Below are 24825 nucleotides of genomic sequence, written 5' to 3' on the forward strand. Positions count from 1 at the left end.
AAGGGGGCGGTGCGGGTGGTCAGTGGGGTCGATCTGGTGGTGATCGGGGCGGACGGCGGGCCGGACCGCGGCTTCGGGGGGTCGGTGCAGGCCGCGGCCGGCGCCCGGCTGCTCGCCGACGTGCTGCCCGGGATGTGCTTCGACGCCGGCTCGGCGGGCTGCCGGGTCGCGGTGGTGGATCCGGGCGCGGACGCCAACACGATGCTCACCGCGGTGCGCGAGGCGGCCGCCCGGCCGGGCCGCTGGCTGGTGGTCTGCCTGGTGGGCCAGCTGGTCGCCGATCCGCGCGGGCGGCGGCTGGCGCTGGTCACCGGCGGCTCCACCGCGGACAACGCCTACCGGCGCGGCCTGGCCTGGGACTGGGTGGTCAGCGCGATGGTCCACGGTGACCAGGAGGAGGCGCTGCTGCTGGTCGACGCCGTCGCCGACCGGGACACCTGGGCCGCGCTCGAACGCGGCGGTGGCGAGGACGGCGCCGGCGAACTGCTCAGCTACCCGAGGGTCCCGCTCTGGGGCCGGGTGGGCCGCTACACCGCGGGCAGACGCGGGCGGGACGCCGTCCTGCCCGGTGGTGAGGGATCGTTCAGCCGCACCCTGACCACCGTGCTCCGGGAGGGCGTCCCCGGGGCGCCCGCGGCCGTCGCCCCGCTCGACCTCCAGCCCGCCGTCGCCGCCCTGCTGGAGGCCGGCGACCCGGAGAGTGCCGCGGCGGGCGGCGGTGCTCCCGGCGCACGCCTGCTCGTACCGCCGCAGGGCGGGCGCCTGTTGATGCGCAATCGGGCCGCGGTTCGGGGTGCATTGGCCGGATTGTCGCTTTCCGAAGAACTGTTGGCCGTTCTGTGGCGGGAAAGTGCCCCGACCGATCCGCCGTCCGCGTAAGGTCAGGGGGCCCGGGGTGTTGCCGTGAAGGGGCGGGTTGGCGAAGAATCGATGCCCTCGCAGCAACACCGGCGGGACAGCGGAATTCTTCTGGCGACCACGGGCCACGGACGGGGTCGGTCGCGACGAGGTGGGGCTATGCGGCGGCGCGGAAATGTGTTGCGCCCTGGGGCGGTTGGGGTCGCCGGGCTGATTTTGGCGATGCTGCCGATCTCTTGTGCGGCCGGTGGTGACGGTGGTTCCGTCGATCGTCTGGGCACGGGTGCGACCACTGGTGCGGGAGTGGATCCGGTAACTCCTTCGGGTGGTTCCGCAAACGTGCAGATCGCGCCGACCGACGGGCCCGAGGGCGCGCAGGGGCGGGCGCTGCTGAAGACGTATCAGGACTGGTGGCAGGCGCAGGCGGAGGCCTACGGGCAGCCGGATTCCGACGGCTCCGCACTGGAGACGTACGCGACCGGAACGGCACTGCGCGACGCCCTCGTCAATCTCGGTCAACTCCACGCGGCCAAGCTGGTGATGATCGGCAGTCCGCGGAATTCCCCGGTGGTCAGGAGTGTCGACCTCGGGGCGGATCCGCAGACCGCGGTGATCGAGGACTGCCTCGATGTGACGGGCTGGCACCAGGCCGACGCCACCACGCACGCGGTAAAGGATCCACCGCAACGGCTGACCCGGTACGTCGCGACCGTTTCCGCGCGGAAGTTCCAGACACGATGGCTGATCCAGGAGTTCAAGCGGGAGGTGGACCGAACATGCTGAAACCGGTACGGCGAATCACCGGTCACGGGCTGCTCGTCGCCGGAATGCTGTTATTCCCCGCGACGCCCGCGGCGGCGGACCCGACGCCCGACGGCGGGGCCACCCGGTGCGAGGTGAACGCGATCTGTGCCGACGGCCACGGCCCCGGAAGCACACCGACCCCCGGCGGCGGCGGCGGTTCGGGCGGCGGGGGCGGCGGCACGGCCCAGATCTGCTCGTGGAACGGCCAGGACTGGCCCTGCCACGACCCGGTGCTGGGCTGGTTCAGCAGCGCCACCGGCTGCTACTACACGCGGACCGAGCCGCAGCCCGCGGTCGGCGCGGCGGCCTGGCAGGGGCACCAGCCCTCCGAGGGTTCGGTCTACGACGAGACCTGCCGCTACCCCGACGGCACGCAGGGGGCCCCGGAACCCAAGTTCTTCGCCCAGGCGCCCGCCGCGCCGCCGCCGGACCCGGCCAAGCTCGCCCAGGACGCCCGGGCGAAGATCACCTTCCCGGTACCGAAGCCGCGGCTGGCACCGTCCGGCACCGCCGTCGTGGGCGTCCCGGTCTGGCTCTGGCTGGACCAGTTCGCGGTGCCGGCCCCGGGGGAGGCCTCGGCGGGCGGGATCACGGTGCGGGTGACCCCGCGGCTGGCCTCGGTGGAGTGGGACCTCGGCGACGGGCGGACCGAGACCTGCTCGGGGCCCAACGCCGCCGGGACGCCGTACGAGGAGAAGTACGGGGCGGCCAAGTCGCCCACCTGCGGCCACGAGTTCACCACCGGCTCGGCCGTCAAGGCCAAGGGCGTCTTCGCCGGGACGGTCAGGGCCAACTGGGTCGGCGACGTGACCGTCACCGGCAGCCCGAAGAAGATCGCCCCGATCGACGTGCCCACGTTCGGGGACGTCACGGTGAAGGTGGCCGAGGTGCAGGTCCTCAACTGACCGGCGGGAAAGCGGCGCGGCAGCGCCACAACGTGTCCGAACGACGTGGGAGAGGCCGGAACCCGGTGGAGAACCGTACAGACAGCGACACCGGGGGTGTTCGTGGTGGTGCCTGAGCAGGGACCGGCGACGCCGCACGCCCCGGGGCGGACGCTCCGGGCACGGCGGCGGCGGCCGGCTGTGCTGGCGATGGCGGTGGCCCTGATAGCCGCCGGCGGGCTGGGCGGCGCGGTGCTCTACAACAGCACCGGGCAGCGGGTCGCCGTCCTGGCGCTGGCCCGCGACGTGCCGTACGGGCAGGTGCTGACCGACGCCGACCTGGTGGTGGCGCGGATCGCGACCGACCCGGTGCTCAAGCCGGTGGCGGCCGTGGACCGGCCGAGCGCGGTCGGGCTGCGGGCCACCACCGACCTGCGGCGCGGCGCGCTGCTGCTGAAGGCCGACGTCGCGCAGGAACTCAGCGTGAAGCCGGGCCAGTTGATCGTGGGTGTCGCGGCCAGGCGGTCCCAGCTGCCGGCCGCCAGACTGCAGCCGGGGATGCCGATCCTGGTGGTCTACACCCCCGACAACGGCCGGCCCGACTCGCTCGGCGCGGTCGTCGTCACGGTCGGCCGCACGGACACCGACGGCAGCCAGGTCGTGGACGTGTCGGTGCCGGCCGCGGACGCCGCCCGGCTGGCCTCCTGGGTGGCCGGCGGCCGGATCCAGGTGGTGCTCTCGCCGCGCGGCGCGGCCGGGACGCCCGCCGGGACGCCCGCGCCGTCCGGTACGGCCGCCCCCTCCGGCGCCGGTACGGCGGCCGCGTCCACGGCGGCCACCGCGTCGCCCGGGGCGGGTGGGGCCTGAGATGGCGGTGATCGCGGTGGTCGGCGGCCCCGGGGCACCGGGGGCCACCACGACGGCGCTGGCGCTGCTGCTGGCCTGGCCGCTCGGGCCCGGGCGCCGGATGCTGCTGGTCGAGTGCGACCCGGACGGCGGCGCGGTGCTGGCCGGGGCCCTGGAGGGCCGGGTCGAGGCGGTGTACGGCCTGCGCAACCTGGCCGTCGCGGACCGCCGCGGGCTGCTCGCCCAGACGCTCTGGGAGCAGCTGATCGACCTCTCGCCCGAGGGCAACGCCGAGCGGCTGCTGCTGCCCGGCCTCACCGACCCGACCCAGGCGCCGGGGCTCGCCTACACCTGGGAGCCGCTGATGGAGGTGCTGCACGGGCTGGAGCCGCAGGGCTACGACGTGATCCTGGACCTCGGCCGCTCCGGTGCGAGCGGCACCAGTGCCGTGCTGGCCCGCCGGGCGGACGTGGTCGCCGTCACCGTGCGCACCACCCTGCGCGGGCTGAGCGCCGTCCGGCCGCGACTGTCCGTCCTCGCCGAGGACCTCGCCGCGGCCGGCACCGGCGCCGACGCGCTGGGCCTGCTGCTCGTCACCGAGGGCCCGTACTCGGGAGCGGAGGTCTCGCGCGAGTTCGGGCTGCCGGTGCTCGGGCTGCTGCCGCACGCACCGCGCACCGCGCGGGTGTTGTCGGACGGCGGGGACATCACCGACCGGCGGTTCATCCGCTCGGAGCTGATGCGCACCGCCCGTTCGGCCGCGGACGAGGTGCAGCTGCTGGTGCGCCGCCGCCGGCAGCGACTGGCGCCCACGGCCGGGCCCGCCCGGCTCACCGCGGCGCCCGCGGGACCGGCCGGGCCCGGCGCCGAGCCGTTCACCGGGCCGCCGGCCCCGCCCGCGCCGCAGCCGCCCCAGCCGTACGGCCAGGTGCCGCCCGTCCCGCCGGTGATCACCACCGGACCGGTCGCGCCGCTGGCCGGGCTCGCGCCGCAGCCGGCCGCCCCCGCGCCCTTCCCGGCGCACGTCCAGCCGCCGCAGGCCGGACCGGCGTACGCGCCGGAGTACGGCCGGCAGCCCTCGTACGACCAGCAGCCGTCGTACGAACAGGGTCTGACGTACGATCAGGGACCGTCGTACGACCAGGGGGGTGCGGCGCAGTACGGCCGTGTCCAGCCCGAGCAGTACCGGACGGCGGCGCCGCCGCCGTCGTACGGGAGCGCCCCGCAGCAGCCGCACCTCGACCACGGGGAGGTGCTCCGTGCGCGGTAGCCCCTTGCACCAGCCACCGGCGACCGATCCGGCCGCACTGCCCTGGGCGGCGCCCCGGCCGGCGGCCGCACAGCCGTTCCCGCCGGCCCAGCCGGCCCAACCCGCCCAGCCGACGCAGCCGTTCGCGGCGGCCCAGCCCGCCCAGCCCGTCCAGTCTGCCCAGGGCGGCGCCGCCACCCCGACCGCCGTGCCCTCCCAGCTGCCCTCGCTCGACCGGCGCGGCGCCGGCACCCGGCCGGCCGTCGACCCGCAGGTGGCACGCGAGCTCAAGCGCCAGGTCGCGGCCGAACTCCACCAGCAGATCACCCGGTTGACGGCCGGCTCGGGCACCGAACCGGACCGCGCCACTCGCCGCCAGCGCGGCCGGGCGCTGATCGAGGAGGCCGTCGCCCGCTGGTCCGACGCCTACGCCCAGGCCCACGGCATCCCGCCCACCCGCGACCAGGACCGCGCCCTCGCCGAGGCCGTCTTCGACCTGCTCTTCCGGGCCGGACGGCTCCAGCCCTACCTGGACGACCCGGAGATCGAGAACATCCTGATCAACGGCTGCGACGACGTCTGGGTCTCCCGGGTGCACCAACCCCTGCGCCAGGTACCGCCGGTGGCCGACACCGACGCCGAACTCGTCGAGCTGCTCCAGGACCTCGCCCGCCAGCACGGCGGCGGCGAGCGAAGCCTCTCCACCGCCAGCCCCACCCTCGCGCTGCGCCTGGAGGGCGGCATGCGCCTCCAGGCGCTCACCGAGGTGACCCCGCGCCCGTACGTGGCGATCCGCCGCCACCGGGTGGCCTCGGCGACGCTGACCGAGATGGTCCGGCTCGGCACCGTGGACGCCACCCTGGCTGCCTTCCTGGCCGCCGCGATCCGGGCCCGGAAGAACGTGATGATCACCGGCACCCAGGGCGTCGGCAAGACCAGCCTGCTGCGCGCGATGGCCGCCGAGATCCCGCCGGACGAGCGGATCGGCACCCTGGAGTCGGAGTTCGAGCTCTGGCTGCACACCCTCGGCCACCTGCGCCAGGTCGTCCCGATTGAGGCCCGGGAGGGCAACGGCGAGCGGGTCGAGGGCCGGATGGCCGGCGAGCTGACGATCGGTGACCTGATCCCGGCGGCGCTCCGGATGACGCTGTCGCGGATCATCGTCGGCGAGGTCCGCTCCGGCGAGGTCGTCCCGATGCTGCGCGTCATGACCAACGGCGAGGGCGGCTCGATGTGCACCCTGCACGCCCGCGGTCCGCACATGGTCGTCGACCGCATCGCCGAACTCTGCCTGGAGTACGGCTCGCACATGACCGACGCGCTCGCCTACCGGCTCACCGCCAACGCCGTCGACCTCATCGTGCACGTCTCGATGGTCGACGAGACGGCGGTCGGCGGCCGGCGCCACCGCTTCGTCTCGCACGTCCTGGAGGTGACCGGCCTCGGCGAGAGCGGCCGGCCCGCCCTCAACACCGTCTTCGGCCCGCGCCCCGAACTGGGCGAGCCGCGCGGTGTCCCGCACACCCCGCCGAACTGCCTGGACGACCTGCGCCGGGCCGGTTTCGACGCCTCGCTGCTCGGCTCCCGCTACGGCAGCTGGGCCGAGCCGCTCCAGCTGAGGATCGGCGGTGGTGCCCGATGATGCTGCTGTTCACCCTCTGCGGCCTGCTGGTCGCGCTCGGCCTGGCCGGTCTGGTGGCCTGGGCCCGCGGCAGCGCGGACACCGGCGGGGATCCGGCCGCCGACGGGGGCCGGCCGCCCGGCCGCGTCCACGCGTTCTGGTACGGCACCCCCGGCACCGCCTCGGCCAGGCTGGTGCGGCTGCGCCGCGTCCAGCTGCCGCTGGTCCTGGCCGGCGCGCCGCTCGGCTGGCTCTTCACCGGCATCCCGCTGACCGCACTGCTGGTGCCGCTGGGCGTCTTCGGCCTGCCCTGGCTGTTCGACACCACCCGTCCGGACACCCACCGGATCGAACGGCTGGAGGCGCTCTCCGAGTGGACCCAGCGGATCGCCGACGTGCTGCTGCTCGGGGTCGGCCTCAACCAGGCGATCGTCACCAGCCGCCGCACCGCGCCCGCCGCCATCGAGGAGGAGGTCGGCGAGCTGGCCGCCCGGCTCCAGGCCCGCTGGCGGCCGGAGGAGGCGCTGCGGGCCTTCGCCGACAGCGTCTCCGACGCCACCGCCGACAAGGTGCTGGCCGCGTTGCTGCTGCGTTCGGGGGACAGCGGCCCCGGTCTGGCCCGGGCGCTCTCCGACATGGCCGAGTCGGTGCGCGAGGAGGTCCGCCAGCGCCGCACCATCGAGGCCGACCGGGCGAAGCACCGGACCACCATCCGCTGGCTGGTCGGCATCATCGTGCTGGTCGTGGTGATCGGCTCGTTCAACACCGACTACACCGCGCCCTACGGCTCGGTGCTGGGGCAGGTCGTGCTCGGGGTGGTCTCCGCGCTGTTCGTGGCGATCATCGCCTGGATGCGCGCGCTGGCCTCGCACCCGCCGGTGCCCCGGCTGCTGGAGGCCGACCGGCGCAGCCGGGCGGGCGGCCGCGGCGGCACCGGCCGGGGCACGGAGGCGGACCGCGGCGAGGGCCGGGGCGACGCCGACGGCCCGGCCGGCGAGCAGGCCGTGTTCGGGGAGGCGCGATGATCTCCCCCTGGTCCGTGCTGGCCGGCGCGGCCGCGGCCGGCGGCCTCGCCCTGCTGATCTCCGAACTCCGGCCCGCGCCGCCGGACCTGGGCCAGGCCCTGGACCGGCTGCACCGTGCGCCCGCCGACCGGACTCCCGACCCGGACGAACGGCCGCGCTGGTTCGACCGGATCGGCGAGCGCTCCGTCGGCCTGCGCGGCGTGCGCATCCCGCACCGCGAGCTGTCGCTGATCGGCCGCACCCCGGCCCGGTTCATGGCGCACAAGCTGCTGTTCGCCGCGATCGGCCTCGTCCTGCCGGCCTACCTGGCGGCGATGTCCGTGCTGCTCGACATGGGCCTGCCGTTCGCGCTGCCGCTGTTGGTCGGACCGCTGCTGGCGGGTCTGTTCTTCTTCGTGCCGGACGCCATCGTCCGCGGCGAGGCCAAGGAGGCGCGCACCGAGTACCTGCACGGCATCGCGGCCTACCTGGAGCTGGTCGCGCTGGAGCGGGCCGCCGACCTCGGCCCCGCCGAGGCGCTGCGGCGCGCCGCAGCCGTCGGGCGCGGCACCGTCTTCCGCCGGATCCGGGACGCCCTGGAGCGCGCCGCGACCGACCGCCTGCCGCCCTGGGCCGGCCTCGACGCGCTGGCCGTCGAACTCGGGCTGACCCCGCTGCAGGACGTCGCCGACATCATGCGGCTCTCCGGTACCGACGGCGCCGCCGTCTACGACACCCTGCGCGCCCGCGCCAAGGGCCTGCGCGGCGAACTGCTCGCGGAGGACCTCGCCCGGGCCAACGCCGACAGTGAACGGATGGTCGCGCCCGGGGCCGCACTGACCCTGCTGATGACCGTTCTGATCGTCTTCCCCGCGCTCCACCAGATGCTCGCCTAGCAGGTCATGCCGAACCCGACCTGGCGAACGGGCAGCCGACACCACACCCCAACCCCCGGGAGACCCCAATGTCCGAGCAGTTGAAGTCCCTGGCAGGCCGGTTGATCCGGCCCGCGCTGCTACCCGTCCAGTTCGCGCTGCTGCTCTTCCAGTTCCGGGCCGGCCGGCTGAAGGCCGCCCGGGCGCGCGGCGACCGCGGTGCGATCAGCATCGAACTCGCGCTCGCCATCATCGCGCTGGTCTTCGTCGCGGGTGCCGTCGCGGTGGCCCTGTACGCGCTGAAGGACAAGGTCGTGACCAAGGTCGAGCAGGACCCGAACCTCCCCGGTGGGGGCGCGGCCACGTGAGGGAGCGACTCCGTCGCCGGGGCGACCGCGGGTCGATGAGCCTGAGCCTGGCCATCGTCTTCCCGGTCGTCCTGGTCCTGATCCTGCTCGTCGTCCAGACGTCGATGTGGTGGTACTACCGCCAGGTCGCGCTCACCGCCGCCCGGGAGGGCGTGGACGCCGGACGCGTGCAGGGCGGCCAGGAGGACGGGGTCAAGAACGAGGCGGCGGCGCGGCAGGCCAGGGACTTCCTCGGCCGGCAGGGCATCCGCCAGTACGACGTCCGCACGAACGACAGCACGGCCGAGCGGATCCGGGTGACGGTGGAGGTGAAGGCGCCGTCGGTGCTCCCGTTCCTCAAGTCGCCCCTGGTGCAGTCCGCCGAGGCGCCGCGCGAGCGGTTCGTGGCGCCGCCGGTGGTGGGTCCGTGACGCGCGACGGCGGCCCCGTGCGGCCCGGCGGCGACGACGGGGGGCGGACCGGTGCCGCCCGGCCCTCCCGTTGGGGTCGGCTCCTCGCCCGGCGGGCCGCCCGGTCACCCCGTGGACGGGACGGCGGCGGGGTGGCGATCGAGGCGGCGATCGTCGCCCCGGGCGTCGTCGTGCTGATCCTGGCCGCCGTCGCCGCCGGCCGGGTGCAGACCTCCGCCGGTGCGGTGGAGGCGGCGGCCCGCTCGGCCGCCCGGACGGCATCGCTGACCCGCAGCGCCGACGGGCGGGACGAGCTCGTCCGGCAGACCGCCCTGGACACCCTGCGCCAGCAGGGCGTGGCGTGCCGGCGGAGCGACGCCAGCTGGAAGGCCGGCAGCCTGGACAGCCACGGTGTCGCGCTGGCGACGGTCGAGGTGACCGTGGTGTGCGAGGTGCCCGTGAGCGACCTGGTGCTCGTCGCCGGCGCACCCGGGACGAAGTCCCTCGTCAGCACCTTCATCTCGGTGGTGGACCGGTACCGGGGCGGGTGAGCCGGGTGGTGCGGACGAGGTGTCCGGGCGGGGGTTGGGGACACTCCGGGCGGGGGAAACGCAAGCGGAGAGCTCCCGGGGGAACGGCAGTTGCGAGGCGGAGCGGTTCCGATGGGGACCGGTGGGGAGACGAACGTGCGGGAGGGGGCGTGATGGCGCGCAGGCCCGGGGGAGAACGGCCGCGGCGCCGTGTCGTCCGCGAGCGGGCGGGGCGGCTGGTCCGGGGGCGGGCGGTACGGATGGGGGCAGTGCGGGGGCGGGGGCGCTCGGACCGGGGCGCGACGTCCCTCTTCGTGGCGATCTGCGCCGCCGTGCTGGTCCTGGTGATCGCCCTCGTCCTGGACGCCGGCGGCCGGTTGCGCGTCGCCGAACGCGTCGACGGCTACGCCCAGGAGGCCGCCCGGGTCGGCGGCCAGCAGCTCGACGAGGCCGCCGTCCTGCGCGGCGAGGGGTACCGGGTCCAGGAGAAGTACGTCCGGGAGACCGTCGACAACTACCTCGCGCTCTACCGGCTGAAGGCCAAGGACGTGACGTTCTCGCCCGAGGGAACGGTCGTCACCGTCACGGTGGAGGCCGAATTCAAGCCGGCCCTGCTCGGCGAGCTCGGCAAGCGGAAGGTTACGGGCAAGGGGAGTGCCACCCTCGTCCACGGAGTCAAGAAAGCGGAGACCGACTGATGGTCGCGCCACGTGCCAAGGACCAAGCCCGCGCCGGACACCGGGCCCGCGGCGGGCCCGCCCGCCGGGCCGGCGCCCCCGCGCCCGGCCGGCGCCCGGCGCCGTTGCCACCGCGCCGCGGCGGCCGCGGCGGGGCCCTGCTCACCGCCCTCGCGGCGCTGCTCACCCTGCTCGCCCTGCTGGTCGGGGTGCCCGCGCTGCTGCTGTACGGCACCCAGGCCGTCGCGGCGATGGGCGAGCTCGCCCCGGACGGCGTCGGCCAGGCGCTGACCAGCCCCGACGACGGGCGGCTCTTCCTCTGGCTGCTGGTCGCGGTCGGCTGGCTGGGCTGGCTCTGCTTCGCCGCCTCCGTCCTGCTGGAGATCCCGGCCCAGCTGCGCGGGCGGATCGCCCGGCGGATCCCGGCCTTCGGCTGGAGCCAGCGGCTGGCGGCCGGCCTGGTCGGCTCGGTGATCGCGCTGCTCCCGGTGGCCGGCGCCTCCTTCGCCGCCACACCCGACCGGGCCCACGCCGCCACCGCCCCGGCCGAGGTGACCGTCGGTGCGCAGCGCGCCGCGCTGCCCGCCGCGCCGGTCGCGCCCGCCCTCACCCCCGCCGCCGACCAGCAGACCACCTACACCGTCCGGGACAGCCGGCCCGCCGACAGCCTCTGGTCCATCGCCGAGCGCCAACTTGGCTCGGGCGAGCGGTGGGTGGAGATCGCCAAGCTCAACGACGGCCGGGCGATGGACGGTTCGGGCACGCGTTTCGACGCGGAGCGGCCGATCCAGCCCGGCTGGGAACTGCTCATGCCCGGTGACGCCAAGGCCGACGATGCCAAGGCGCCGTCACCCGCACCCGCACCGGCACCCGCACCCGCACCGGCGCCCACCCCGGCGCCGAGCGCGCCGCAGCCGGGGAGCGGCCCGGCCGGCGGGGCCGGGCACGGCACCGTCACGGTGGCCGCCGGGGACAGCCTGTCCGCCATCGCCCAGCGGGAGTTGGGGGACGCCGAGGCCTGGCCCCAGCTGTTCGAGGCGAACAAGGGCGCCCAGGCGCCGGACGGCGAACGCCTGACCGACCCGGACGTGGTCGTGCCGGGGATGGTGCTCACCGTCCCGGGGGCGGCCGCCCCTGCTCCGGCACCCGCGCCTGCTCCTGCTCCTGACCCGGCGCCCGATCCTGCCCCGGCGCCGTCCGCGCCCCCGGCACCGGCCACCCCGGCACCGGCCACCGGGACGCCCGCGTCCCCCGCCCCCCAGGCTCCGGCCCCCGCCGCCCACGCCGAGGAGGCGCCGAGCGACGACTACAGCGTCGCCCTCACCGCCTCCACCGTCGGCGTCCTGCTGGCCGCCATGATGATCGGCACCGTCGCCCACAAGCGCGGTGCGCAGCTGCGCGGACGCCGCCCCCGCCACCGGATCGCCCTGCCGGCCGCGCCCGCCGCCGCCTTCGAGGCCGAGCTGAAGACCCGCCAGGACGACCGCGGCCTCGACCTGCTCGACCGGGCCCTGCGTACCATGGCCCGCAACACCGTCCGGGGTGGCAAGCGGCTGCCCGCCATCGTCGCCGCCCGGGTCACTCCCGGCCACACCGTCGAGCTCCACCTCTCCGGTCCGGCCACCCCGATCGCGCCGTTCCGTGCGGCCCACGCCCCCAACGTCTGGTGGTGCGCGGCCGACAACACCGACCTGCTCTCGCCCTCCCAGGCCCGCAAGTCCGCCGCCCCCTACCCGGCACTGGTCACCCTCGGCACCGGACCGGACGGCTCGGTCGTCCTCGCCGACCTGGAGACCGTCCGGCTGCTCCACCTCTCCGGCCACCCCGACGACGCCCGCGACGTGCTGCGCACGCTGGCCGTCGAACTCGCCCACAGCCCGCTCGCCGACCGGCTCCACCTGCACCTGGTGGACCTCGCCGAGGAGTTGCCGATCAGCGGACCGGCCGCCGAGCGCGTCCACCGCCACGCGACCCTGGAGGCGGCGATCGCCGCCCTCGGCCCGCGGACCGCCAAGGCCCGCGCGACCCTGGTCGCCGCCGAGGCGTCCAGCCCGCGCGACGCGCGCAGCCGCGGCCAGGCCGACGAGTCGTGGATCCCGGAGATCGTGCTCTGCGCCCAGCAGCCCGGCGGCGACGTCCCCGCCGAGCTCGGCCGCCTGCTCGACGCCCGCCCCCGGACGTGCGTCGCCGTGATCACCCGGGCGCCCGAGCGCGGCACCGGCCCGGTCGCCCGCTGGACGCTGCCCGCCACCGGCCAGGCCACCATCCCCGGCCTGCACCTCACCCTGGAGCTCCAGCGCCTGACCGGCGGCCAGTACGAGCAGGTCGCCGAGCTGCTCCGGGCCGCCGACGACACCACCCAGCACCCCGCCCCGGCGTGGACCCTGGACGGCCCCGGCATCGACCTCGAACCGGCCGAACTCCCCAGCTCCGTGCCGGTCCTGGCCGCGGTGGGGGCCGGTGGCAGTGCCCGCGACGGCCTCGCGGAGGGCTTCCGGGGCGGGTTCACCGGCGGGCTCGGCGAGGGGTTCGCGGGCGGTGCCGTGCCCGGCACCGGCCCGGGGGCCGGCGGTGCCGACGGCGACCCCGGCAGCCCGGAGGCCGCCGGTCCGCGTCTGCTCGCCCGGGTCATCGGTACGGGGGCCAGCCCGTTCGCGGGCACCGACCCGGCGGCGCCGGCCGCGGGCGGGCCCGCCTCGCGATTCCTCGCCAACGGCCTCGGCCGCCAGGCCGCCACCCCGGCCGTCCCGCCCGCCGCCCCGGAGACCGGGGCCGGTTCGGGTCCGGGTTCGAGTGCCGGCTCCGGCAATGGTCCCGGTGGTGGCGCCGGTGGTGGTGTCGGTGCGGGAGCCGGTGCGGGCTTCGGCGGAGGCGAGGAGGAGACGGATCTGGACGAGACCACCCAGAACCTCCGCCTCCCGGCCGGGACCGAGCCGGTGACGCCGGTCCGGCCGCTCCCGCCCGCGGAGCCCGCCTCGCCCGCTCCCGCTCCGGCCGCTCCCGCTCCCGCTCCCGCTCCGGTGTCCGCGGCCGAGCCGCTGCCGACGCACGAAGCCGCCCCCGCGCCGACCGGTACCGACCCGCGCCTCCTCGGCCGACCGGTGCCGTCCGCGGAGCCGGCCCCGCCCGCGGAGCCGGCGTTCGAGCCGGCCTCCGGTCCGGCCACCACCGCGCCCGTCGCCCGGACCACCCCGGTCCGCAGTGACAGCGACGACCTGCTCGCCATCCTCCGCTCCCCGGAGGCGCACGCCGTCCGCACCGCCCCGCGGATCCGGCTGCTCGGCCCGGTCGACGTGGCCGGCGCGGCCGGCACCGCCGAACCGGCCGCCCTGCCCCGGCTCACCGAACTCGCCACCTACCTCGCGCTGCGCCCCGGCGCCGACCACAACGCCCTCGACCACGACCTCCACCCCGGCGCCGCCCACCTCGACCCGCACCCCACGGCCGCCGACGGGAAGAGCCCGCTCCCGGCCAAACTCGCCGACCTGGCAGCCTGGTTCGGCAGCTCGGCCGAGGGCCGGGCGTTCCTGCCCACCGACACCCCCGACGGCTACACCTTCGCCCCGACCGTCACCTGCGACTGGGACGAGTTCCGCGGCCTCTACCGCCGCGGCATGCGCAGCACCAGCGCCACCGCCGACGCCGCCCTCGCCCACGCCCTCGCCCTGGTCCGCGGCGCCCCGTTCGCCGAGGCTCCGCCCGCCGCCTACGGGTGGGCCGAGGCCGAACGGCAGGACATGATCGCCGCGATCGTCGACACCGCCCACGAACTCGCCGCCCGCCGCCTCCAGTACGGCGACCACCGCAGCGCCGAGGCCGCCGTCTTCCGCGGCCTCGCCGTAGCCCCGGACGTCGAACTCCTCCACCGGGACCTCTTCTACGCCTACGCCTCCGCCGGCGCCCGTGACCAACTGCTGCGCGCCGTCAACCGCCTGGACGCCCTGAGCCGCCGCACCGGCCGCGACCTCGACGCCGACACCGTCGCCCTGCTCCGCGACCTCCTGTCCGGCACCTGAGAGCGGGGGCGGGCTGTAGGGTCCGCGAGTTGATGCGCAATGTCGACGCTCGATGCGCACTGGATGCGCAATTCCGTGGGTCGGTGCGCAATGGTTGCGGACCGTAACTGTCGATTGTCGACGTCTTGTGGTCCGGCCAGGCGGGGTGGGTGCGTGGCTCCGTACGGTGCTTGGCATGGCCGTACGGAGCGCGGGCGATCCCCGCAGTCGAAGCAGGGTGCCGACGGCATCGGTCCGGTACGAGGACGAGTCGGTACGCGAAGTACCTTTCTCTCAGCTGCGGTTGGCTGACTTCGTGGTTTCGGTGTCGTGGCGTCGGGTGCGTTCGGTACACGGGCAGGCTCACTATTCGGGGAGTTACGCCTGCGCGACGACGGGCGGGCATGTTGTCTACGAGAGCCGTCTTGAACTGGCGCGATTGCTGCTCGCTGATTTCGACCCCTCGGTACGGGGGATCTTCGCCCAGCCCTGTTGGCTGGCTGCTCGGGTCGGGGCCCGGGTGCGGAGACACGTGCCGGATTTCCTCTTGGTGATGAGATCGGGCACGGTCCGGGTGGTCAACGTCAAACCCGCGGAGCGTCTCACGGACCCGGAGGTCGCCGAGGCCCTTGCCTGGCCGGGCGAGTTGGTCGAAGGGCATGGCTGGGAGTACGAGATCTGGTCCGGTGCGGACCGGGTGGTGCTGGAGAACGTGCGGTTCCTGGCGGCCTACCGGCGCCCCGGTGTCGTTCCCAAGGCTGCCGTCGAGCGGGCCTGGCAGGAAATCGAGGACGGCGATCAGTTGGCAGTCGCCGAGCGACATCTGGCCGCCGGACGGCCCGTCCACGAGGCCCGTCCGGCGGTGATGGCGTTGCTTTGGTCCGGACGGCTGACCACTGATCTGTCCCGTCCACTCTCGGGCGAGTCGGTGCTGCGGAGGTCCGCGTGAGTGCCTGGACGACGACCCTTCGGCCCGGACTCCGGCTGAGTTTCGACGGAGAGCAGTTCACCGTCGCCGAGATTGAAGGCCGCCGGATCTTGTTGCAACAGGCTCCGGCAACCGGAACTCCGAGGTGGCGTCAGGTCGATATCTCCGTCCTGCTCGCACACCCGACCATGCAAGTCCTGGTGGATACGCCGGAGGACGAGACAGCCGCGGCCGCAGTGCTCGGCAGCTTGGAGGACGCCGAAGACGACGCTCTGACGGCCCGGGTCCGGCACGTTCAGGAGGTCTGCACCGGATACAAGCTCGGGTCCGCTGAGCTGGCCTTGGATGGTGAGCCTCGCCCGGACTAGCACCCGGGGTACCGTTGATGCACAGATATGCGGCGAAGGCAGCAGAGCTGGGGGTCGATCCGGCAACGGTCAGACGATGGGTTGCACGGGTCAAACGGTTCGGGCCGGCCGGGCTAGTGAGCGAGCGGCCTGCCCGGAACGTGCTGGACCGGGTGGACCAGCGCTGGGTGGATACCGCGCGGGCCGTGCTGAAGGGACATGTGAAGTCCAGCAGGCCGGTGCGGAATCTGATCCTGACCGAGATCGAGGAGCGTCTGGCCGAGCTCCATGGCCGTGACACCGTCCCGATCCCGGCCCGTACGACGGGTTACGAACTGCTGAGGGAGCTGGCCAAGGGCACGAACGCGTTCGAGGGCAGCACGAAGGGAAAGCGGTCGATCGCGAACCGTCCGCAGGGCGTCTACCGTCGGCTGCGGGCCACAAGGCCGGGCGAGTACGTGGTGCTGGACACCAACCGACTGGACGTGTTCGCGATGGAACCGGTGACCTGCCGATGGGTGCAGTGCGAACTCACCGTCGCCATGGACCTCTACAGCAGGGTCATCACCGGGCTTCGGCTCACCCCGGTGTCGACGAAGTCGGTGGATGTCGCCGGGGTGCTGTTCGAGACAGTCAGACCGCGCGAGGTCCCGGCGGACGGTGGTGAGCCGCTGCCGTACTGCGGGCTTCCGTCCACGGTGGTGGTGGACGCCGAGAAGCTGGTCGACCGGGACGGTCACCCACTGCTGCCGTCCGTAGCCGCCGAGACGATCATCTTCGACCACGGCAAGATCTACGTGTCGAACCACATCCAGAGCGTCTGCGCGAAGCTGGACATCTCGCTGCAACCAGCCCGTCCCTACACGCCAACCGACAAGCCGGTCGAGCGCTGGTTCAAAACCCTGGGCGAGGGGCTGCTGGCTGCTCTGCCCGGCTACAAGGGCTCCGACGTGCACAGCCGCGGTGAGAAGGTGGAAGAACAGGCATTCTTCTTCCTCCACGAACTCGAGGCGATCATCCGCGAGTGGATCACCCAGATCTATCACCGGCGGCACCACCGAGGACTCCGTGTTCCAGAGGTCCCCGGACTGAAGCTGAGCCCGCTGGAGATGTTCGAACACGGCGTCACACGAGCCGGGACGCTCACGATCCCGGCCCGACCCCACCTGGCGCTGGAGTTCCTGGAGGAGACCTGGACGACCGTCCAGCACTACGGGGTCGAGATCGAGGGCCTGCGCTACAACGGCGATGCCCTCAACGACTACCGCAACCAGATGAGTCCGCACCGAGGGGTGGACGCTGGCAAGTGGCCGATCGCCGTGGACCGCGGCGACATCACCAAGGTCTACTTCCAGGACCCCAAGAACCGCCAGTGGCACCCGCTGAAGTGGGAACATGCCGACGCGCTGAACGGCCCGGTGAGCCATGAGGCGATGGTCTATGCCCGTCAGCTCGCGGCCAGGACACACCGGTTTCCCGACACCAAGCGCGCCCTGATCGAGCTACTCGAGTGGTGGGGTGCGGGACTGACGGTGGACCGGGTCGAGCGGCGCATGGCAGTGCGGCTCTCCCAGGAACGGCTGCGGCTGGTCGGGCAGGACGACGCGCCCCAGTCCGAGAGTGACCAGGTCGCCGAGCTTCCGTCCGTCCGCCGTATCGCTGCCCTCACCGGGCCGCCGGACGGCCAGGCCGACAGCCGCAGCCAGCCCGACCTCCAGCTGATGCAGCCCGCTGACGCTGATCTGGGCGGAGATGACGACGAGGAAGACGAGTGCGACGCCGCCTTCCCCGGCGAGAACGACATGTCTGCCGTCCTTGACGAGGACGACTTCTACTCCGATACCTGGGAGACCAGTTGAGCGCGGGGACCGGCGAGGAGCCGTTCGAGGGTGATGAGCGACAGTACTCCCCGACCCGGCTTGAGGGATGGTTGCAGGAAGTCAACGGGCCGGATCGAGTGCAGCCCATGCAGTTGACCCGTGCTCAGCTCGTGGACCTGTCACCACGAGAGCTGCTGAGGCACAACGACCGACGGGAGGTCTGGCACGCCAACATTGGCCCGATCCACACGCCTCAGCTGCTGGCCTTGCACGCGGACCTGGGGGAGATCGTGGAGTCGAACCGGCAGGACGGTGACAAGACCAAGCCGGCCGCGTTGGTGGACGCCTATCCGGGACTGGGCAAGAGCACGGCGGTGCGCGACTACGCGCGCTCGCTCCACCGCAAGCAGATCGCCCTGCGCGGGGAGACCACACCCAGCGGACACCGCCGGATCCCAGTGATCTACATCGCGCTCACCGGGAACACGCAGATCCGCGGCCTGAACGCGGCAATCTGCCGCTTCTACCGGCTCCCGGTGTCCGGCAACGCCGATACGCTCGCCGAGCGGGCCGTAGACGCGGTGCTGAGCATGAGGACCGTCGCGATCGTCATCGACGACGTCCACTTCCTGGCCGGCTCGCGCAGCAACGCAATCCGGATGGCCAACCAGCTGAAATACCTGGCCAACGTCTTCCCAGTCACGCTGATCTACGTCGGGGTGGGGGTGCAGCAGCGCGGACTGCTGCGTGAGGGCTTCCTGCCACAGGACGCGCCGCTGGCCCAGTTCGGGCGCCGCACCACTCCGCTGACACTGCTGCCGTTCCAGGTCGAGGACGAGGCCGGGCGCCGGGAGTGGCGCACACTGCTGAAGACGATCGAGCGCATGCTGGTGCTGGCGGAGAAGTATCCCGGGATGCTCGCCGACGACCTGTCTGACTACCTCTACTCCCGCTCCACCGGGCACTTTGCCTCGCTGATGGCGCTGATCAACCGAGGCTGTCTGCGAGCGATCCGAACTGGCCGCGAGCGTCTGGACGTTGAGCTGATGGACCAGGTCAAGAACGACGCGGCCGCCGAGGAGGCCCGCCGGGAGCTGGCCGCGGCGATCGAGGCGGGACTGCTGACCACCCGACCCGGCGTCCGGACCGGACAGCGCAGGCGGTCAGCGTGAGCGCGTGGACCGAGAGTCGGCTCCCGATCTTCCTCGCGCCGCAGCCGGGCGAGGCACTGGAGAGCTGGATCGCCGCCTACGCTCGGCGATTGCGCACCACCAGCGACGGCTTCCTGGACCACATCGGGCTGCCGCGGACCAAGGCTGCCTCGCTCACAATCCGGATGTTCGCCCACGAGGCCGAGGCAATCGGGAGAGCCACCGGGTTGCCGCGGCGGGAACTGGAGTCCATGACGCTGGAGCCCTACGACGGCCTGGCGGTCACGCTGGTAAACGACCGCCGCCGCATGGCCCTGGCCCCTGCCTGGCGTTTCGGCGGGGCCCGGCCGCGCTACTGCCCAGCCTGCCTGCACGCCAGCGGTGGCCGCGGTCCGATCGCCTGGTGCCTGCCCTGGGCGTTCGCCTGTCCGCGTCACCAGGTACTGCTGGTGGATTCCTGTCCAGCGTGCGGGCGTTCCCCCAAGCCCTGGCGGGAGCGCCGGCTCGGCCCCGGCCCGAGTTCCTGCACCCGCGATAACCCGGAACTGCTCGCGCGCTCCGCCCTCCGCCGGGTGGCCTGCGGCGCCGACCTCACTGTCACCCCGGCCGTTCCGCTGCCCGCCGACGGGTTGGTCCTGACTGCGCATCATCACTTAACCGTTCTCCTGGCCAGTGTCCCGGCACAGCGGCCCGCTGCTGCTACCGAGCTGAGACAGCTCTATGCGCTCGCCCGGCGTGCGGTCCGCGGCCTGCACAGCATCCCCGACCAGGCGCCGCCCGTCGCGCACGCGGTCCTCGCCGAATGCGGTGGCACCCTACCCGCTCTCACTCGCGACAGCAGTCCCCACGACGCTCACAACGCGGCCCTGGGCGCCGCGATCGCGCGTATCGCCCTCCACCCCGGCCACCGCGACCACGAGGCCATCTTCGACTGGATCCTTGCTGCCGACCGCACCCTGCTGACCCCGCGCCAGAAGACGAACATCGGCTCGCTGGCAGCACGCTGGACTCGCACTGCACCGGGGCTGGTCCCACGTGTCCTGGCCCAGCTCGATGTCCAGGCCGACCTGCACGCCCGCCTCCGGTACGGCAGCGCCAGCCCGACCCCGCGCTGGCCGAACCGGAGCGCTGAGGAAATTCGCCGCCGCGCCGCCATGGTCCCAGCGTTACTCTGGCCGGGCTGGACGATGCGCCTGCTGCCCGTCACCCCAACCGCCGAGCAGTCGCAGAACAGAGTGCGAATCGCCGCATTCCGCCGCGGCTGCGCGAGCTTCCTTCTGCTGACCGGCGGCCCTCCCGAGCTCAACTTCGAACGCGTCGGCCCGCTTCTGGGCAATCACCGCATCCACACCGACCGAGATGCCGTCGAACGCCGCCATTACCAGGGCCGCGACCACACCCCACTCGCCTCCGCGCTGGCGCAACTCGCTTACGCCCTCGACGAGCACGGCTCCCCAATCGACTACGCCCGCCGACGTGCTCTGTTCACCCCGGACACCGTCACCGTCGACCTCGACGCCTACACCCGCCTACGAACCCAGCACAACTGGAGCTCTGGCGGCTCCGACCGCACGTCCGTCATGCGCTGGTACATCCTTGCCTTGCTCACCGGGGAGGACCGCCGAAGCCCCGAAGACCAGCGCCGCCCCTACACCGCGCGCATCCGGGAATTCCGCTTCCAAGCCCCGCGCGAGCTGCGGTTCTTCCTGCGCGAGCAGGCCCAGCACCACCTCACCCGGCACGCCATCAGCGAACCCGTCACCTGGGAACCACCCGACGAGTGGGTCAGCGACCTCCGCGGGCCCGGTGCCTCCCCCTCGGCCATCGACCCCGAGACCTTCCAACACCTGCTCGCCACCACCGAATCCGTACACGCGATCGCCCAGAACCTGAATCTGACCCCCGAGCACGTGCGGCTCCACTGCGAAGCCACTGACACCGGCCTGCCCCCGAGGCCAGCCAACGGCAAACCGCTGGCCGACTGTCGCACTGGCCTGCTCGCCCCCGAACAACTTCACGACCTGTACGAGAACCAGCAGCTCTCGCTGAGCCATATTGCCCATCTGGCATCCTGCAGCCCCGCGATCGTCCGCCGGCTCCTCCAGCACGACGGCGTCCTACTGCGCTCCCGCCCGACCGTCACCCGCGACTGGCTCCACCACGAATACATCGAGAAACGACGGAGCATCATGGCGCTCGTCCGTGAAGCCGGCATCTCCCATCTCCGCCTGACCCAGTTGGCCAAGCAATGGGGGATCCTCCTGCGCGCCCCCGGCCACTACAGCACCCTCGGCACCCTCATGGCCGTGCTGCCTCAGCCGCCCAGCCCGGCCCTCCAAGCCGTCGCCAACGGCACCGGAGCCTTCCGGCGCCTGAAACTCATCGTCTCCGTCCCCGGATACCAGAGCTTCGCCGCAGCTGCCCGCGACCTCTACGATGGCAACGACACCGCACTGCGGCAGCGCGTGCTCTACATCGAACGGAGCGTCGGCTTCCCGATCTATCACCGCGCCACCCCGCTGACCGCCACCGAACGCGGCCAGGCTCTTATCGACGAGGCCCGCCACCTCCTGAGAGCCGCCAGCGAGGCCGGCCCCGCAGATCGTCTCCAGTGACTGCCCCTGGCCCGAACCCGACTCGCAGCGCCGATGCGGAGCTGCAGGCCTTGGCTAGCAGCTTGGCGAACAGATGGATGAGAGTGCCCACGTCACACAGAAGCGTTTGGCCAGTGATCAACTTCTGCTCAGCAAACTAACCGACGCAACTACCCGCAAGCACTCATCTGGCAGGTCATCAGCTCCCGTCTACCAGTTTCGACGCGGGCGGTCGCTGCATGGCGCGGCGCAGGTTGCTTTGGTGCGCCGGAGCTGCGATCTCGCCGCGGAACCGGTCGGCGTAGCGCAAGGAGGCCTCGTAGGCATCGGCGTAGTCGTCGTCAGCCACGCCCTGAGTGCTGCTGGCCGACAATGCGGTCAGGGTGTCGGTGCCGAACAGCAAGCGCACGTCGATGGTGAAGGCCGCGAGTGCGGAGTCCTGCGGATACCGAAGGCGGCGCGCGTAGGTTACAACCAGCAGCCGAACCGTTGCGGCCCAGGTCGACGTGCCGTCAGCAAGGCCGTAGCGCGCCCCACTGGTCCAGCTGAGTACGCGGACCTCAGGACTGGAGATCAACTCGAAGTAGTCCTCCCAGTCAAGGAAGACCCCTTCGTGGTCATCGAAGTCGATGGTCGCAGCACTGAACTGCCCAGAGGCGACCTGCGAGACGACGAACTGGTGCAACCAAGCAGCTGTGGTGGGGGCGGTCACCTTGGCATTGAGATCCGTGTCGTCGGCAGCCACGGTGGAGGTGGTCGAGAACTTCTCCAAGACCTTGTTCAGGTCGTTGAAGTAGGCGATCTCGGCGCCGGCTTCGCCAGCCTCCCGCTGAAGATCGGGGAAGAGCTTGCCATCTGGTCCGAAGTCGTTGCTGTTGAGACTGATGAAGTGCACCGGCTCGGTTCCTTGGCTCGCCTGCTCCACCACGGTCATCCAGATGGCCGCGTCTCGGCTGCCGATCGCGCTCTTGCCGCTCGCGCGTGCCGGGCGCAACCGGTACGCCTCGCGCCGAAGGCCTTCGCGTGCGGCGTCGAGCGTCAGTGGCAAGACGATCAGAGCGCTTCTGTACCGCTTCTCCCACTCCTCCACATGCTGTTCGGGCCTGGCCGCTGCGGGCCAGCGCGGGATGCCATCCTCGCTTGTGAACTGCAAGGCCCACAGCGCGTCGTACGATGAGCTGGCCGCGTCGAGGGCGGAGCGATACTCCCGTTCGCGCTGCGCGAGCAGTTCATAGAGCACCACTTCGGGGATGGCCACCTGCACTCCACCACTACGGAGCGCCGCGAACACTTCCCAGAGCGGGCTCCTGGGTCCCTGTTTCGTGACTGCCGAGGTGTCGAGAATGATCATTCGGTTGCTTCGGTTTCCTTGCTCGGTGAAGTCCAGCACGACGTCGGCGCGTGAACCGCTCAGGGCCTCGGGATGTTGCCGTCCTGCAGCAGTTGGACCGGGCCGCTGAGCGGTCGGTACCACAGTTGATCCACGATCCCGGCGTGCAGGTCCAGAACGGGCTTCACCGCTGCGAGGACCGTGTTTCCGTGGTTCGTCAGCCAGACGGTACCGTTCCGGCTGCCTGGACGAGGATGTTGGTCGAGAAGAAGCATTACCGGGTAGCCGGCGTCCTTGGCGTTCTTAAGCTGCTTGGTCAGCTTCTTCTCCAGAGCTCCGCCGATGCCCTGGGCGATCTGCGTGTCGAGGCGAGCATTCCCGGTTATGTTCGCAATGCTGATCAGGTCGACCCCGACGGGACCTGGGACGATCTGCGTGGAGGTGAAGCCGTCGTCGCCGAACTTCGATTGGCCGGAGGCTGCCGCTTCGCGGCTCAGCTGGATGACCGATCTGTAGTAGGCGTCGATCGTTGCCCGTCCCAGCGCCCGATCCTGCGGTTGGAATGAGACCACCAGCGCGCACCCGAATTCATGGGCAACGGCTTCCAGGTCCCCCGTCAGCTTCTTGACGGCCTCGTCCGCTGCGGGGATCAACCGGTTGTCCTGAGAGAGGAGGCAGTGGTCGACAGCCCAGTCGATGCCGTCGACCACGAGGATTCCATCCACAGTCAGGGGATGGCCTGGGTCGCGGTCAGGGTGTCCAGCTAGGGTTACCTCGTGGCCACGCGCGACGAGGCCATCGACAAGGGCCTGCAACGCCTCATCCTCATGGTCGAACTTGTCCTGCGTCACGGCTGAACGCCTCCCTAGCCTGCATGTGCCGACAGCCACCCGCTGCCGCAGCTCGCATGCTGCCTGGGCGCAGACACTACTCCGTTTAGGGCAGTTGGGTCTGACTTGCCGTCATCTGGCTCGGCAGCGCCTGGGTAGGCTCCGGGGCAGGGGCCTGGAAGATGCCTTCACCCGTCCAGTCCGGCCGTTGGGGTCCTTCGTACGTTGCCCCGGCGAGGTCTTCCCCTGTACAGGGTGCTTGATGCAGTGTTCGGTGACGGCTCGAAGCTCGTCCGGGTGCTTTCCCACCTGGAGGCCAGCGATTACGACGCGGGGTGACTCGATCGTCGGTGAGGAACACTCCCACATCGAGCTTTCGTCAGGGCGCTACATGGTGAGGGCAGCCTACGGCGAGATCCCTGGCGAGGCGTCTCTGATCCTCGGCAGGCTCACCTTGGAGGGCAAAGCCAACCGACGTTCGCATCCGAGTCTGGTGGCGTTGCGTAGTCAGCCATGCCAACCTTCCCTGCTTGGGGAGTCAGCGATTGCGCAGTATCCACCGACCCAGCCAGTGCTCACACCGTTCGGATTCCGACGTTTCCGCAGGAACCAGTGCGCATCGAGTCGCGGAACCTACACGGGCCGAAGGGTCCAGGGTCACTGCGGTCCTCCGCGCCCGGACGGTCCGTGCCGTCCGTGCCGTCCGGGCCGTCCGTGCCGTCCGGGCCGTCCGGGCCGTCCGTGCCGTCCGGGCCGTCCGTGCCGTCCGGGGCAGGACGGTACGGAGCCCGCCCACGCTCAAGGGGCGGGCTCACTCCGTGCGGCGGGCGCGGCCGTGGCGGGCCGGACCGCCAGGACGACCGCCGTTCCGGCCACGGGACGGTCCTCGTGCATGGTGATCACCTGGCCGGGCCGAAGGTGCGTCCACCGCGAGGGGTCGAGCGGGGCGAGCCGCACCGAGGACCGTCCGCCCGGCTCCAGGAGGGGCGAGAACTCCACCCAGAGCCGGGCGATGTCGAGGGCCGCCCCGCCGGTCGCGGTTCGATGCCCGATGTCCCACATCGGTCGCATGACGCCGGCTCCGGGGATCGGGGTCTGCCGGCGGGCTTCGGCGGCCGGGGGGAGAGTGAGTTCGGCCCGGATGATCCCGTGGCGGGCTTCGTAGCACCGCCAGTGGCACCAGGCCGCGCTCCGCTCCAGCCGCAGCTGCTCGGCGGCCCTGGCCAGGGTCTCCCAGAAGCCGAGGGGAAGCGGGCGTACGTCGCCGAGCTCCTCCAGGAGTTCGAGGGCCACCTCCCACTCGTCCTGGGTGAGGTACTCCCAGACGTCGTTCACCGTGATGCTGTTCTCGGTGGCGATCTCCTCGGGGACGAGCAGGCAGGCGGCTTCCAACAGCTCGGGTACGTTCATGCCCCGATTCTGGATCACGGCCTCCCGGCGCCGGTCACCCCCGGTCCAGCTGCTCGTGGACGCACTGCGTGTACTGCTGGAAGCTGTCGGGCCGGTGGCACGCCCGGGTGTGGTCGGCGTACCAGACCAGCAGGGCGGCGGCCAGGAGGGACAGCACGATCGTGAGCGCCGACGTCACCAGGCCGGCCACGGCCCTGCCCCGGCCGGCGCCGGTCCGCCCGGCCGTCCGCAGGGCGACGACGCCCAAGGCCGGCCCGACTACTCCGAGCTGCGGGAGAACGGGCTCCCCCGATCGGGGGAGGTCGGCACGGGCCG

22 protein-coding genes are annotated in these 24825 nt (G+C 72.6%); 18 read left to right on the forward strand and 4 right to left on the reverse strand.

The features are described from left to right. Positions 1–9 precede the first annotated feature (9 nt). The 18 genes from OH807_RS34180 (at position 10) to OH807_RS34265 (ending at position 20961) form a co-directional block, all read left to right on the forward strand. Positions 10–879, forward strand: a complete 870-nt coding sequence (locus OH807_RS34180) for a hypothetical protein (RefSeq protein ID WP_406207079.1) — start codon at positions 10–12, stop codon at positions 877–879. 318 nt (positions 880–1197) lie between these two features. Further along, complete coding sequence (locus OH807_RS34185; protein WP_406207082.1) at positions 1198–1641, forward strand: hypothetical protein; 444 nt, start codon at positions 1198–1200, stop codon at positions 1639–1641. Next, positions 1635–2567 carry a hypothetical protein gene (locus tag OH807_RS34190; RefSeq protein ID WP_406207084.1) on the forward strand — a complete coding sequence of 311 codons (933 nt, stop codon included), beginning with the start codon at positions 1635–1637 and terminating at the stop codon, positions 2565–2567. The genes OH807_RS34185 and OH807_RS34190 overlap by 7 nt, the downstream gene beginning before the upstream one ends. Before the next feature lie 108 nt (positions 2568–2675). Further along, complete coding sequence (locus tag OH807_RS34195) at positions 2676–3413, forward strand: SAF domain-containing protein (protein ID WP_406207086.1); 738 nt, start codon at positions 2676–2678, stop codon at positions 3411–3413. A 1-nt stretch (position 3414) separates the two neighbouring features. Then, on the forward strand, positions 3415–4662 hold the full coding sequence (locus tag OH807_RS34200; RefSeq protein WP_406207089.1) for a hypothetical protein: 1248 nt from the start codon (positions 3415–3417) through the stop codon (positions 4660–4662). Further along, entirely contained in the window at positions 4652–6283 is a 1632-nt protein-coding gene (locus tag OH807_RS34205; protein ID WP_406207091.1) for a CpaF family protein, read from the forward strand. Before OH807_RS34200 ends, OH807_RS34205 begins: the two co-directional genes overlap by 11 nt. Beyond that, positions 6280–7287 carry a type II secretion system F family protein gene (locus OH807_RS34210; protein ID WP_406207093.1) on the forward strand — a complete coding sequence of 336 codons (1008 nt, stop codon included), beginning with the start codon at positions 6280–6282 and terminating at the stop codon, positions 7285–7287. Before OH807_RS34205 ends, OH807_RS34210 begins: the two co-directional genes overlap by 4 nt. Beyond that, a complete protein-coding gene (locus OH807_RS34215) occupies positions 7284–8162 on the forward strand; it encodes a hypothetical protein (protein ID WP_406207095.1) in 879 nt (292 codons plus the stop codon). Before OH807_RS34210 ends, OH807_RS34215 begins: the two co-directional genes overlap by 4 nt. A gap of 68 nt (positions 8163–8230) precedes the next feature. Next, positions 8231–8509, forward strand: a complete 279-nt coding sequence (locus OH807_RS34220) for a hypothetical protein (protein WP_406207097.1) — start codon at positions 8231–8233, stop codon at positions 8507–8509. A gap of 35 nt (positions 8510–8544) precedes the next feature. Continuing rightward, a complete protein-coding gene (locus OH807_RS34225) occupies positions 8545–8919 on the forward strand; it encodes a TadE/TadG family type IV pilus assembly protein (RefSeq protein ID WP_406207099.1) in 375 nt (124 codons plus the stop codon). A 131-nt stretch (positions 8920–9050) separates the two neighbouring features. Then, positions 9051–9449: a TadE/TadG family type IV pilus assembly protein gene (locus OH807_RS34230; protein ID WP_406207101.1), complete on the forward strand. Its 399-nt coding sequence runs from the start codon at positions 9051–9053 to the stop codon at positions 9447–9449. Between the two features lie 293 nt (positions 9450–9742). Then, the gene (locus tag OH807_RS34235) at positions 9743–10126 is read left to right on the forward strand and encodes a hypothetical protein (RefSeq protein ID WP_406207103.1); all 384 of its coding nucleotides are present in this window, start codon (positions 9743–9745) and stop codon (positions 10124–10126) included. Next, on the forward strand, positions 10126–14121 hold the full coding sequence (locus tag OH807_RS34240) for a BTAD domain-containing putative transcriptional regulator (protein WP_406207106.1): 3996 nt from the start codon (positions 10126–10128) through the stop codon (positions 14119–14121). The genes OH807_RS34235 and OH807_RS34240 overlap by 1 nt, the downstream gene beginning before the upstream one ends. Positions 14122–14296: 175 nt before the next feature. Further along, on the forward strand, positions 14297–15049 hold the full coding sequence (locus tag OH807_RS34245; RefSeq protein ID WP_406207109.1) for a TnsA-like heteromeric transposase endonuclease subunit: 753 nt from the start codon (positions 14297–14299) through the stop codon (positions 15047–15049). Continuing rightward, positions 15046–15396, forward strand: coding sequence for a hypothetical protein (locus OH807_RS34250; protein ID WP_406207112.1), 351 nt, complete (start codon positions 15046–15048; stop codon positions 15394–15396). Before OH807_RS34245 ends, OH807_RS34250 begins: the two co-directional genes overlap by 4 nt. A 17-nt stretch (positions 15397–15413) precedes the next feature. Continuing rightward, the gene (locus OH807_RS34255; RefSeq protein ID WP_406207115.1) at positions 15414–17234 is read left to right on the forward strand and encodes an integrase; all 1821 of its coding nucleotides are present in this window, start codon (positions 15414–15416) and stop codon (positions 17232–17234) included. After that, a complete protein-coding gene (locus OH807_RS34260; RefSeq protein WP_406207118.1) occupies positions 17231–18367 on the forward strand; it encodes an AAA family ATPase in 1137 nt (378 codons plus the stop codon). The genes OH807_RS34255 and OH807_RS34260 overlap by 4 nt, the downstream gene beginning before the upstream one ends. Further along, positions 18364–20961, forward strand: a complete 2598-nt coding sequence (locus tag OH807_RS34265; RefSeq protein ID WP_406207120.1) for a TniQ family protein — start codon at positions 18364–18366, stop codon at positions 20959–20961. The genes OH807_RS34260 and OH807_RS34265 overlap by 4 nt, the downstream gene beginning before the upstream one ends. Positions 20962–21139: 178 nt before the next feature. Here the strand turns inward: OH807_RS34265 and OH807_RS34270 are convergent, their stop codons facing one another. The 4 genes from OH807_RS34270 to OH807_RS34285 all read right to left on the reverse strand — a co-directional run bounded on the left by OH807_RS34270 (position 21140) and on the right by OH807_RS34285 (position 24757). Further along, positions 21140–22291, reverse strand: coding sequence for a PIN domain-containing protein (locus OH807_RS34270; RefSeq protein WP_406207122.1), 1152 nt, complete (start codon positions 22289–22291; stop codon positions 21140–21142). A 59-nt stretch (positions 22292–22350) separates the two neighbouring features. Next, positions 22351–23121: a hypothetical protein gene (locus OH807_RS34275; protein WP_406207125.1), complete on the reverse strand. Its 771-nt coding sequence runs from the start codon at positions 23119–23121 to the stop codon at positions 22351–22353. A 777-nt stretch (positions 23122–23898) separates the two neighbouring features. Beyond that, positions 23899–24510, reverse strand: coding sequence for a hypothetical protein (locus tag OH807_RS34280; protein WP_406207128.1), 612 nt, complete (start codon positions 24508–24510; stop codon positions 23899–23901). Between the two features lie 34 nt (positions 24511–24544). Continuing rightward, positions 24545–24757 carry a hypothetical protein gene (locus OH807_RS34285; RefSeq protein ID WP_406207130.1) on the reverse strand — a complete coding sequence of 71 codons (213 nt, stop codon included), beginning with the start codon at positions 24755–24757 and terminating at the stop codon, positions 24545–24547. Positions 24758–24825 lie beyond the last annotated feature (68 nt).

It is taken from the genome of Kitasatospora sp. NBC_01560, from assembly GCF_045208415.1.
GTDB lineage: Bacteria > Actinomycetota > Actinomycetes > Streptomycetales > Streptomycetaceae > Kitasatospora.